Genomic DNA, 12827 nt, shown 5'->3' on the forward strand with positions numbered 1-12827 from the left:
TTGCGTGGCAGCATACTACTATAAATTTATTAACAATAGTTATTCCCTATGGATTTTATTGAAGTATATCCCAATGCAATAAGTAATGATTTATGTGATCGTTTAATCGCGGCATTTGAAGCGCATCCGAGTGTAGGGCCTGGACATACAGGTTTTGGTGTTGACGTTGAAAAAAAGCGCAGTCGAGATTTAATGTTAGATGCTTTTGATGATTTAGCCGAGTTAAAAAATGAATTATTAGCGGCAACATTTACTCACATAAGCGACTATTTTACTCAATACTCATTAACCTTAATGGGCGCAGTGTCAGTACAAGTTACTGATGGAAACGGTCAAGCTCAGACCCTAACACCAGATAATTTTGAGGGATTAGGCCGGCCAAGAGCGGCGGCGTTAACTAAATACTTATATCGCAGTGGTTCGATAAATATACAACAGTATCAGCAAGGTGTGGGTGGATATCCGCACTGGCATTCAGAGCAGTACCCACAGAATGGCCATAATGAGGCGCTTCATCGAGTGGTGTTGTATATGTTTTACCTAAATGACGTTGAAGAGGGCGGCGAAACGGAATTTTACTATCAGCAACGTAAAATAAGCCCGAAAAAAGGTACGATGGTGATAGCTCCTGCCGGTTTTACTCACAGCCATCGTGGCAATGTGCCCATTAGTAACGATAAGTACATTGCGACTTCTTGGGCGATGTTTAATCGTGCCGAGCAACTTTATGCGCCATTAAGTTAGTGATTACTGTTGAGTAAAATCTGATGCGGCTTTATGTGCTCATTTGATTGATGACTTTGTTACGGCGTGCTTAAGCTGTTGCGGGGAGCTGAATAACAAAAGCTGCTCCGCCAAGCTCGCTAGTGTCGATTGTCATCGTGCCGCCATAACTGCTAACGAGCTCATGGCATACGGCTAGACCAATTCCTTGCCCGGGTGATTGAGTGTCGGCTCTCATACCGCGCTGGATTATATTTTGTTTAATGGCGTTGTCTACGCCGGGGCCGTCATCTTCAATACTGAGTTGGATAAGATTGTTATCGAGGTTAGCGGCGCTGATCATGACGTTATTGTCACATAGGCGAAAGGCATTCTCCATTAAATTACCCAATAGCTCCATCACGTCGCCTTTGCTGAGCGGTAGTTGCAATGAAGGTGATATGTTTACGGTGAATATGACATGTTTATCGCGGTAGATTTTATCGAGCATTTGCGCAAGCTGTTGGGCAATCGGTGCGATAACGGTTTGTTGCTGACGTAAACCTTGTTGGCCTAACATGGCGCGTTTAAGTTGGTACTGTACTAAATGATCCATGTCATTTATTTGTTCAAGTATTTTTTGGTGCTGTTGCTGACGATCTAATGAGTCATCGTCAATGATGGCAATACTGGCGGCGAGACGCGTTTTTAAACTGTGAGCAAGGTCGTTCATGGCATTTTGATAGCGCATTTGACGTTGATCTGTTTGGTCCATAAGTTGATTTAATGCCGTGGTGATGCCTTGTAATTCCACAGGGTAATCTTGTGATAGGCTTTTTTTATGTCCTTGTTGCAGCTGTATCAACTCTTGTTTCAGCTTCGTTAATGGCCGCATTCCCCAGTAGGCTGCACTTACTAGCAGTAACAGTGCAATAGCCATTACCATTGCCAATCTAAAATAAGTGAGTCGATTAAATTGACTGAGTTCAGTTTTCAATGCGGTGGCGTCTTTTAAAATCAATAGATGATACATTTCGGTTTCAACGTCAATGCTGAGCAAGTAAGCAAAGTAACTTTGTTGGTCATTAAAATTGAGGTAGAACGGTGGGAAATCATCTTTTATATCAAGATATTGTTCACAAATGTTATTCAAGTTTAAGCTGATAGCGAAGTCAGAACGCCATAAGGTGTTATAGCTGCTATTGCAGGTAGCCATAATGTATTGCGTGTCGACGTCGTCACCTTCACGGGCCTGGGTGATAGGGATTAGATTGTTTTCGCGAAACTCAGCGGCAATGATGGGTAATTTAGCGATTAAGGCGCTGGTGGTTTGGTTATAGCGATTTTGGGCATGGAGCAAGGTAATTAACCAGGCCAGACCAAATCCTACTAACGCGATAATACCCAAGGAGGTTAAGAACATCCTGGTAAGCAGACGTTTTTTAGGTCGTAAAATTAGTCGCATGGGTGGTTAAATTTATATCCTTGGCCGCGAAGGGTAATGATGGACTGTTCTATTCCACCTTGAGCAAGTTTCTTTCTTAATCGGCTGACCATCACTTCAATAGTGTTGGGATCGCCTTCTTTGTCGGCATAGACCACATCCAGTAAACGCTGTTTAGCGACAACCTCATGGCAATGGCGCATCAAGTATTCCAGAATAAGGTATTCAAAGGCAGTGATGTCTAATGGTGTTTGATTTAGCGTTACATGTTTTGCCGCGACATCTATTTGCAGAGCACCGCTGGTGATGGTTGAGCGAACAAAACCACTGCTGCGGCGCACTATGGCATCAAGTCTGGCGATGAGTTCTTCTTTTTGAAATGGTTTAACTAAGTAGTCGTCTGCACCAGCATTGAGCCCTTCGACTTTATCTTGCCACGTTAGTCGAGCGGTTAAAATTAGAATCGGCGCTTTAACATCTGCATTACGCAGCATTTTGATTAGGCTTATTCCATCTTGATCGGGTAAGCCTAAATCAATAATAGCAGCATCAATAGGATAATTAGTGGCTTGATAAAATCCTTCTTTTGCGGTTAATGCCACTTGCACTTGATTACCTTGATCTGATAACTGCACCTGTAAATGGTGTGACAACAGAGGGTCGTCTTCAATAACCAATATGCGCATAATCCATCCTTGTTAAGCCGTCACTTTATGTGAAATGTGCTTGGCCAATATTACCCTACAAGTTGGTGAGGTTAAATATTAAACAGACTTTTATGATAACCATATTCAAACTGAATACCATCATGGTGCTAGTGATAATTATTTTGCTAACATTTTTGCCCTGAAAGGGCTTAGTCGATGTAATCAAGTATCAGGTAAGTTAGAATAGCGTCATTGACAGACTAACTTTTAAGATTGAGATGAAACTAACACATTTATTATCGGCTAGCTTTTTAAGTTTATTTTCGACATTTGCATTAAGTGCAACGTTTACCTTTACGGCTATCCCTGATGAAGATGAAAGTCAGCTTCGGACTCGCTTTGATAAAGTGGCTGATTATTTAACCGAGAAGTTGGGCGTGGAAGTGAAATATATTCCGGTAAAGTCATATTCTGCAGCGGTAACAGCATTTCGTAATAACCAAGTACAACTTGCTTGGTTTGGTGGTTTATCTGGTGTGCAAGCGCGTCGTTTAGTGCCAGGTTCTGAGGCTATTGCCCAAGGTTTTGAAGATCAGTTTTTCAAGAGTTATTTGATTGCTCATAAATCTACTAATATGGCTGCTTCAACTAATTTTCCTTCATTGAATGATTATACCTTTACCTTTGGTTCTAAAGACTCAACTTCAGGCCGTTTGATGCCACAGTATTTTATTGAAAAAAATACCGGTAAGCCAATTGAACAAATTTTTAAACGCATTGGTTTTTCTGGCGACCATAGCCGCACTATCAGCCAAGTTGAAGCAGGTGTTTATCAAGTCGGTGCGGTTAATTACAAAGTGTGGGACACCGCCGTTGAGAAAGGTGAAGTTGATACCAGCAAAGTGAAAGTCATTTGGGAAAGCCCTACTTACCCAGATTATCAATGGACGGTGCATTCGGGTGTTGATGAAACGTTTGGTGCAGGCTTTAAAGAAAAGCTGACTAAAACGTTAATTGGTATGACGGATAAAGATTTGTTAGCCAGCTTCCCACGTGAGTCATTTGTACCGGCTAAAAATAGCGATTATGAACCGATTGAGCGCGTGGCAAAAACAATTGGAATGCTCGATTAATGTTGTCGTTGGTTGATGTTGATTTAGGTTATAACCAGCAAATTATATTACCTAAAGTGAATTTGTCATTTAAGGCAAATGAGCATGTGGCTATTTTAGGCCCTTCAGGCGTGGGTAAAACCACGCTGTTGCATCACCTTTATCAACAATTGGCCGAGCAAACCTGTTTGTGCTCTCAAGCACAGGGGTTAGTTGATAACCTGTCGATATATCACAATGTGTTTATTGGTGGGTTGGCGCGTTATTCCCGTTGGTATAATTTGGCTAATTTGTTGTTGCCGTTTAATAAGCCGCAACAACAAATCGGCGCTATTTGCCAGCAACTAGAACTGACCGTGCCTTTGCAACAGAAAGTCAATGAGTTGTCTGGTGGTCAGCGCCAACGAGTGGCTTTAGCCAGAGCGTTATTTCAGCAACAAGCGGTGTTTATGGGCGACGAGCCCTTTTCTGCATTAGATCCGTTAATGGGCTTACGATTACTAAACTTGATTAAGCAAACGCATCAGAGTGTTATTTGTGTGTTGCATGATGCCGAACTAGCGTTAGCAAACTTTGAGCGTATTATTGTCATTAGTGATGGCAAAGTAGTACTAGATGACAAAGCGGGCCAATTATCTCTGGCTCATTTATCACAGCATTATGCATTAGCTGATTTACCAAACCATTCAGTGGCATAAATATGAATATGTCGATGCTGCTAAGCGATTTATCTTCATTCTATCCCCGTTTTTATAATGCCTAAAATGATTACTCACAGTCGCTACTCTTTTGTAGGGCATTGGCAGAAAATCACTCTGTTGCTTTTATTGATGGTCTCCGTGTGTTGGTTTTTTGCCGATACCGAGGTGATTGCACTCGATCCTTGGACAGAGCTTGGCCGCATGTGGCAGGGTTTTGTTCATCCCGATTTTTTTGCAACTGAGTATTTGCTTGATGCGCTGTGGCAAACCATTAGTTTTGCTTTACTTGGGATTACGATTGGGCTGCTATTGGGTTTTCCACTTGCATTGTGGTATCAACATCCTTTGGTTGCGGCAATGTGTGCATTTATCCGTGCTATACATGAGATATTTTGGGCATTGATATTCTTACAGATATTTGGTCTATCTGCCATTACCGGTATTTTAGCCATAGCGCTTCCTTATGCTGCTACTTTTGCTCGTGTGTTTGCAGATATTTTACAGCAGGCACCAATGCATACCTTATTTTCACTGCCTAAAGGCACCGATAAACTGTCGGCATTTATATATGGTCGATGGATGCACATGTATCCGCAGATTGTTGATTATATTCGTTACCGTTTTGAGTGCGCGCTTCGAAGCAGTGCCGTGTTGGGCTTTATTGGTATGCCAACATTAGGCTTTTATTTAGAATCCGCTTTTCGTCAGGGGCATTATCAGCAAGGTGGTGCACTATTAATCTTATTTGTGTTGTTAATTGGTAGTATACGTTTTTGGGCTAAACCGATAATGCTTTGGTTGTATTTACCGCTTGCAGTGTACTTCTTACCTCCCATTCCTGTTATCGACTCACAACTCATTTGGCGCTTTATCAGTGTCGATGTTTTACCGCCTATGCTTCAAGGGCAACCATTTTTGAGCTGGTTTAACACAGATAAACTGTCGCAGCTTGTTAACTGGAGTTATACATTAATCAGCCAGCAAGTGTTTCCCGGGATGGTCGCGACCTTAGTGCTGGCTTTTTGTGCCTTGGGATTAACCCATGTGCTAACGCTGGTATTATTGCCTTTTAATACTCGTTTGATGATGCCAAAAGTGGTTGTTTTAATCCTGAGGGCGGTGAATTTAATATTACGTTCATTGCCTGAGTATTTATTGGCTTTTGTGTTTATGATGCTATTAGGGCCGTCGATGTTGCCAGCGATTATCGCGTTAGCGCTGCACAATAGTGGCCTGATGGTCTTTTTAATGTCACGTCAAGCCGACAGTGTTAGCGTGCCGCTGACGTATCGACCTAGAATTGATCAATACAGTTATTTGGTACTGCCTACCATATATCCCCATTTTATGGGATTGTTGTTTTATCGTTTTGAAGTGATTATTCGTGAAACGGCCATCTTGGGTATGCTTGGGGTGATGACGTTAGGATTTTATGTTGACAGTAACTTTTCTGAAATTCGTTTTAGTGGTGCGTTATTGTTATTGGTATTCACGGCAGGCTTAAATGTGGTGGTGGATTATCTGGCGCGTCGCTTACTGCATTACCCTCGCAACCGCTTACAGGCTTGCTAAAGTCTCTTGGTTTAGAGCGATAGAAGGTTAGCGTCATTGCTCAAACAGATAACTGTGTGAGCAAAATAGTTAGTTTACTCATCTTTTTATTTACTCGAATTCAATCATGTTTATCACTGAGAGATAATTTGATGAATTATATTATTAGCAATCGTGACAGCAACGGCAATAAAAATAACCCCAACGAGTAGATCTATAATGGTATTGGCCGCGAGCAATTTTTGCTGTACTCGAGGTTTTGATAGGATCAGTGCGAGTAAGCTAAACCACGCCAATGACAACACAAATAATAATACTGTGGCGGCAATTTTTGTTTGGTAATTGACTTGAGGTGTAATTAATACAGAAAATAAAGTAATAAAAAATATCAACGCTTTAGGATTCAGTAGGTTGGTATATAGTCCAATTTTAAAGCCCTTTAATGACGATATCAGCGCCGCTTTTGCCACATTTTGTTGTATTGATGGCGTGTCTGAATTACGGCGTTTGCTGATAATACTGGTGATAGCTGATTTTAGCGCCCCATATCCCATCCATGCTAAATAGCTACTGCCAATCAGTTGCACGGCCATAAAGGCAATATGAGACTGTTGGATCATCACACTTATGCCCATTAACGACAAAAAAGTGTGAATTAAGATAGCGACAGCAATGCCTAAGGCACAATAAAGCGCGGTTAAGCGTGTTTGCTGTGTGGCCATTTTAACGATAATGGCAAAGTCAGGTCCTGGGCTCATTAATGCCACCATGTGAATAACCGCTAAACCAGCCAATAATGTCATGTCCATATATATTCCGTTTTTTATAAATTCAAGCTGGTGAAATTTTAGTTAATATCTATTTTTTCATATCATTTATTGATATCTATGAAAGCTTATTTCAATGTAAGTTGATGATAATGGCACATTTATGCAGGAAAAAGATAATAAAAAAGCGCTAAATTAGCGCTTTTTTATATAAGAGAAGCTTAATTGTTATTTTTTGGCATTAAGCACTTGTTCTTCAAAACTTTTGGCGGCTTTACCTGCTTGCGAATCGTTGAATACTTCTTCATTAAATTCGCCTTCAGATTTGGCAATGATCACCGTCGCTACAGCATCACCAGTGACGTTCACCGCGGTGCGGATCATGTCTAGCATTCTGTCTACACCAATAATCAAGGCAATACCTTCAACGGGTAAACCTACTTGGTTTAATACCATTGCCAGCATAATAAGGCCTACACCCGGCACACCCGCAGTACCGATAGATGCCAGCGTGGCCGTTACTACAACAGTAGCGTAATCCATGATGCTCAGTTCAATACCAAATACTTGGGCAATAAATACCGTAGCAACACCCTGCATAATGGCGGTGCCATCCATGTTGAGTGTGGCACCCAGTGGTAAAGTGAATGACGCGATTTTGTTGTCAACGCCCATTCTGTGCTCAGCCGTTTCAATGGTAACCGGCAATGTTGCATTAGAACTTGCGGTACTAAAAGCAAACAGCTGTACATCGCGGATTTTACGTAAAAACATTAACGGGCTGAGACCCGAAAATAGTTTTAATAAAGTCGGGTAAACCACTAAGCCTTGGATAAATAACACTGCAACCACGAGGAAGAAGTATTTGACAACGCTTCCGAAGGTTTCTAAGCCTAACGTTAAGCTGAGTGTCGCCATCAATGCAAACACACCATAAGGTGCTAGCTGCATAATTAACGTGACCACTCGCATGATTACATCATTTAAATCGTTAAAGAATGAGGCAACTCGAGTACCCCGTTCACCAATATGTGAGATGGCAAAGCCAAAAACAACTGCAAATAGGATAATCTGCAACATATTGCCTTCGCTCATGGCTTGCATAGGGTTTGTCGGTACAATATTAATAATGACTTCAGATAGGCTAGGAGCATCTTTTGCTGAGTATTCTAATACGTTACCGGCTAGGCTAGCATTACCTGGATGGATCAACACTGCAGCTAGAATCGCAATAGTGAGTGCAATAGCGGTAGTGAATAAATAGAACGAAATGGTTTTACCACCAAGACGGCCCAGTTTAGATGGATCGCTAAGGGAGCAAGTACCGCACACTAATGAGATAAATACCAAAGGTACGACAAGCATTTTTAAGCTTGAGATGAAGATAGTGCCAATGACATGTAAAAATCCGTCGGTAATGTACTCTTGAATAAATTGGCTACCAGGGAAAAAGTTTCTCAGTGCCAAGCCAAATACTATACCTAATACCATGCCTAATAAAATTTTGCTCGTGAGTCCGAGCTTGTATTGTTTACTCACAGAGTGTTCCTTCTCATCATATTATTTTATGTCTTTATTGAATGCGCTAAAGACTAGCAGGAATCGGTTATTTAGGAAATGGCCTAAAAGTGAAAGTTTTCGCCAATAAATAGCGAAGAAAATAGTAGAGTTATGCTAAAGTTATAAGATGTTTGCGTATTGTTAATGTATAAGTAACTATAATAATTCTTAAGTTTATTTTAATGTAACAGGGAGCCTGACAATGAGGTCAGCATATAAAGTTTATTTCGCGCTTTTATGTTCTTTTTTTCTCGTCGCATGTGGTGGCGGTGGCAGTATAACCGATGATGGAACCGGAGGTGGGACTACACCAGACCCAACCATATCTATTTCATTAAGTATCGACAACGATCAAGTTTCTGTTGCTGAACCTGCAGTTATTACTGCAACAGTGAAAGACTCAACGGGTGCTTCTGTCAGCACGCTTGTTTCATTTACGCTTAATAACGAGACTTATGGCTCTTTTGCGCCAAGTACCGGTGAGGTCGTGACTAACTCCAGTGGTGTGGCGACAATTCAGCTAAATACAGCTGAAATCAATACTGGTGCAACGGTTACCGCAACGACCACATCTGGTGAGAGTGCTTCATTGTTTGTCACTATGACAGGCGATGGTGGTGCCGCCGGTGGTGGAGCACAAGTATCATTAGTGTTAACGGATGCTGCGGGTAATACTATTCAGTCTATTAGTACATTATCACCTGGCAAGTTAACCGCGACGGTTACGGGGATTACCAAGTCTTCTATTGTGACTTTTGATAGCCCAATTGGTGATTTACCGGTTAAGACCGCGGTAACAAATGCCCAAGGTAAAGCGACCGTTGATATTTATGCAGGTAGTTCTTTAGGCGCTGGTGAAGCGACCGCAACATTATCGACTAACGAAAGCGGTTCTACCATTGTGGTTGTGGGTGCAACAAACGTAGTGATGGGCAGTGGCACTCCATTTGTTGAAGGTGTCGCTGCTATTAGTGCTACTGATTTATCCGCGGGTGGAACAGCGACTGTAACCGTGTCTATTCAAGATGATTTAGGTAATGCTTTTACACAACCTGTGGACGTAAATTTTTCATCTACTTGTGCGACTAAAATTCCTGCACAAGCAGTGATAAGTTCCCCAGTATCGTCAAGTAATGGTGTCGCAACCTCAACGTATCGTGCTGAAGGTTGTGTGGGTGAAGACCAAATTAATGTGACTGCAAATGCTGGTGGCATCAGTTTATCTGCAGTAGGTACCATCAATATACTTCAGGCTGACGTTGGCAGTATTGTGTTTGTATCAGCAGTACCAGAGAACATCAGTATTTTAGGGACTGGCGGCACTGAATCATCAGTGGTCAAATTTAAAGTTTTGGATAAAAATGGCAATGTGGTTGCTAACCAAAATATTAAATTTGCACTCAATACTACTGTAGGTGGGGTTAAAATTGATCCCCTGCAAGCTACTACAGATAATAGTGGTATTGTGCAAACGGTAGTCACCACAGGTACAGTAGCGACTTCTTTACGTGTGACTGCAACGGTAGACAATGGTGCAATTCCGACAATATCGAGTCAGTCTAGCCAACTCATTGTTTCTACCGGTATTCCTGATCAGGACAGTTTTTCGTTATCGGCAGAACTGCTTAATGCAGAAGGTTGGAATGTGGATGGTACTGTCGTTAAGGTTACCGCTCGTATGGCCGATGCGTTTAACAACCCTGTACCCGATGGCACAACGGTATCTTTTACCACTGAAGGTGGTTCTATTGAAGATGCATGTCAAACCGTCAATGGTGCATGTTCAGTATCGTGGGTCAGTCAATTACCAAGACCTGAAGGCGTTGTACTTTTTAATGGCTTAGGTCAACAAATTAAGGATCCGCAAGCTAGTTTAAAATGTTACAACTTAAACGATGGTTCTGAAGATACTACTTGTCTTAATACCAATATCGTTTACGGTAATTTTTATGACCAAAAATACGGTGGACGAGCAACGGTTACAGCAACGGCTATTGGTGAAGAGTCTTTTCCTGATTTAAATGGTAATGGTCGTTTTGATGCTTCAGAAGCAGCCGAGTTTTTGTCTGGTACTGATGTCACAGGTCAACCATTTGATTTAAATGATGCTTACAATGACTACAATGAAGACGGTTTATTTAATCCCCAACAAACCGGTGGTCAAGCTGGTGGAACATTAGAAGAGTTAATCGATTTTAACTCCAATGGTATATTTGATGTAAAAGACGGTAAATATAATGGTGTGCTTTGTTCAGACCCTGTACACAGTGCATGTGCTGATGGTGTAAGTGATTCAAAGTCATTATTTGTTCGCAGAAGCTTAACATTAGTTATGTCTGGAAGTACTGCGTATGCTACTGCTCCCGCTGATATTGTAGTGGACGATAGCACTGGCATTCATTCTGGTGCAAGCAGTATGGTTATTGTGGGTAAAGGCTCTGCAACTGCAACATTTACGATTTCAGATTTGCATAATCAACAAATGCCAGCAGGTTCGATCGTAAGATTTACAACGTCAGCGGGCTCGGTGGTGAGTTCAAGCGAATATACATGGCCAAGTACCAACTACAATGGTGGTCGTCAGTTTACAACAACTATTAAAGGCGAAGATGAACCTAACTCGGGTGTATTCCTTGTGGAAGTCGAATCACCTAACGGCTTAGTCACGCCGGTAGTATCGATTGGGGTTACGATTCTTTAATTGTTAACCAATGTTTGTTGTTTTTTAGAAGGGCGCATTTAGCGCCCTTTTTTGTTGATTACCAATCAGTATAAATATGTCCTTGCTTAGACGATCTCTTTCCTAAACCGTTGGGCAATAAAAAAGCCAGTGACTAAAGTGACTGGCTTTTTAATGTCTCGATAATGTTGTTCTGCAGAAAACGTTATCGTTGGAACTGATACACGCTACCTAATTTTAATATTTGTGTGAGTTCATCTAATGCGGTGCGTGATTCGATAATTAATTGCGGATCAGCTAGATCGCTTACGGTAAGCTGGTCGCGGTAGTGCTTATCAACCCAGGTATTTAAGCGCGTAAATAAACCGTCATTCATTAATGTGTTTTGATTAACTGCAGCGACTTCTTGTTCGTTCATCGCGACTCGTAAACGTAAACACGCTGGACCGCCGCCGTTTTGCATGCTTTGTTTCACATCATAATAGTGTACTTTTTTGATTGGTGTACCTAAGGTAACGAGTTCATTTAAGTAAGCATATACTGCAGGGTTTTCTTGGCAATTTGTTGGCGCAATAATGGCCATCTCACCTGACGGCAAGGTAATTATTTGGGTGTTGAACAAATAACTTCGGACGGCATCATCTATAGAAACTTGGCTGGTTGCTACTTTGACAAAATGCATTTCAGTGTTCATTTTACGGCAAATTTCATCGAATTTTGCTTCAGTATTCAAAAACGCTTGTTCGTGATAAAAAAGCACATTTTGGTTACCAACAGAAATGACATCATTGTGAAATACACCTTGGTCAATTACATCAGGATTTTGCTGCATAAACACGCAACTTTCATCTTCAAGTTGGTGAAGACGTGCAACAGCTTGTGATGCTTCTAATGTTTGACGGGCAGGATACTTTTTAGGTTTAGGTGCATTAGGATTGGTTGCTGTTTGACCATAAACAAATAATTCAACTCCGGTATGGCCGTATTCAGCACATAGGCGAGTATGATTTGCTGCACCTTCATCCCCAAAACTGGCATGCTCTGGTAAATGTTGATGATGTTTAAAATGGCGATCATTATTAAACGTAGCCTGTAAAATATGACCTGTGGTAACAGGTTCGATACTGCGGTGTAATTTATCAACAAGATTAGCCGGGGTGAAATGAACCTTACCGTCACGTGTATCGGCACTAGGTGATACGGTAGCCGCGTTTGCTGTCCACATACTTGATGCACTGCAGCAAGCATTAAGTAGCGCAGGAGCCTGCTGAACAGCTTTTTGTAAAACCTCAGCGTCAGACCCAGAAAAACCAATTCGACGCAATGTGTAAAGGTCTGGGCGCTCTTGTGGGGCTAATACCCCTTGCACCATACCTAAATCTGCTAATGACTTGGCTTTTTGCAAACCTTGCTTAGCTGCCGCTTTAGGATTTGATGTTTGGGCCGCATTACTAAATGAGGCCACATTACCAAATGATAATCCGGCATAGTTATGGGTTGGTCCAACCAAGCCATCAAAGTTCGCTTCAAAATGCTTCATTCGTGATCCTTGAAAATTTTAGTGAATAATTATTATTGTTGTTGCACTTATTTGTGTTACTTATAAAAAAGGAACGTGATTGCTCATGTCAGTTAACGCTAATTTAATCCCAGTATACTGAAG

Annotated in this window: 10 protein-coding genes; 5 read left to right on the forward strand and 5 right to left on the reverse strand. The window is 41.5% G+C overall.

The annotated features are described in order from the left end of the window. Positions 1-48: 48 nt before the first annotated feature. Positions 49-744 (forward strand): 2OG-Fe(II) oxygenase, encoded by a 696-nt coding sequence (locus EGC82_RS08645; RefSeq protein WP_124730396.1) that lies wholly within the window; start codon positions 49-51, stop codon positions 742-744. Positions 745-814: 70 nt separating this feature from the next. On the opposite strand, the gene EGC82_RS08650 is transcribed toward EGC82_RS08645, so the two are convergent. Together EGC82_RS08650 and EGC82_RS08655 are read right to left on the reverse strand one after the other, a co-directional pair. Then, positions 815-2167, reverse strand: a complete 1353-nt coding sequence (locus EGC82_RS08650; RefSeq protein WP_124730397.1) for an ATP-binding protein — start codon at positions 2165-2167, stop codon at positions 815-817. Further along, entirely contained in the window at positions 2158-2832 is a 675-nt protein-coding gene (locus EGC82_RS08655) for a response regulator (protein ID WP_101088025.1), read from the reverse strand. The genes EGC82_RS08650 and EGC82_RS08655 overlap by 10 nt, the downstream gene beginning before the upstream one ends. A gap of 239 nt (positions 2833-3071) precedes the next feature. Between EGC82_RS08655 and EGC82_RS08660 the strand changes: the two genes are divergently transcribed. Genes EGC82_RS08660 through EGC82_RS08670 form a run of 3 tightly spaced genes read left to right on the forward strand, consistent with a single transcriptional unit; the run spans position 3072 to position 6178 of the window. Then, positions 3072-3926, forward strand: a complete 855-nt coding sequence (locus tag EGC82_RS08660; RefSeq protein WP_124730398.1) for a putative selenate ABC transporter substrate-binding protein — start codon at positions 3072-3074, stop codon at positions 3924-3926. Next, complete coding sequence (locus EGC82_RS08665; RefSeq protein ID WP_124730399.1) at positions 3926-4603, forward strand: ATP-binding cassette domain-containing protein; 678 nt, start codon at positions 3926-3928, stop codon at positions 4601-4603. The genes EGC82_RS08660 and EGC82_RS08665 overlap by 1 nt, the downstream gene beginning before the upstream one ends. A 57-nt stretch (positions 4604-4660) precedes the next feature. Continuing rightward, positions 4661-6178, forward strand: a complete 1518-nt coding sequence (locus EGC82_RS08670) for a PhnE/PtxC family ABC transporter permease (protein ID WP_124730400.1) — start codon at positions 4661-4663, stop codon at positions 6176-6178. A 113-nt stretch (positions 6179-6291) separates the two neighbouring features. On the opposite strand, the gene EGC82_RS08675 is transcribed toward EGC82_RS08670, so the two are convergent. Both EGC82_RS08675 and EGC82_RS08680 read right to left on the reverse strand, forming a co-directional pair. Next, the gene (locus EGC82_RS08675) at positions 6292-6966 is read right to left on the reverse strand and encodes a LysE family translocator (protein WP_124730401.1); all 675 of its coding nucleotides are present in this window, start codon (positions 6964-6966) and stop codon (positions 6292-6294) included. Positions 6967-7152: 186 nt separating this feature from the next. Beyond that, entirely contained in the window at positions 7153-8415 is a 1263-nt protein-coding gene (locus tag EGC82_RS08680) for a dicarboxylate/amino acid:cation symporter (protein WP_194956170.1), read from the reverse strand. A gap of 271 nt (positions 8416-8686) precedes the next feature. Here EGC82_RS08680 and EGC82_RS08685 point away from each other — a divergent pair, with 271 nt between their 5' ends. Beyond that, complete coding sequence (locus EGC82_RS08685) at positions 8687-11185, forward strand: hypothetical protein (protein ID WP_124730403.1); 2499 nt, start codon at positions 8687-8689, stop codon at positions 11183-11185. 184 nt (positions 11186-11369) lie between these two features. Here EGC82_RS08685 and astB read toward each other — a convergent pair whose 3' ends face one another. Then, positions 11370-12704 carry an N-succinylarginine dihydrolase gene (gene astB / locus EGC82_RS08690; protein WP_124730404.1) on the reverse strand — a complete coding sequence of 445 codons (1335 nt, stop codon included), beginning with the start codon at positions 12702-12704 and terminating at the stop codon, positions 11370-11372. Positions 12705-12827 lie beyond the last annotated feature (123 nt).

It is taken from the genome of Shewanella livingstonensis, from assembly GCF_003855395.1.
Classification (GTDB): domain Bacteria; phylum Pseudomonadota; class Gammaproteobacteria; order Enterobacterales; family Shewanellaceae; genus Shewanella; species Shewanella livingstonensis.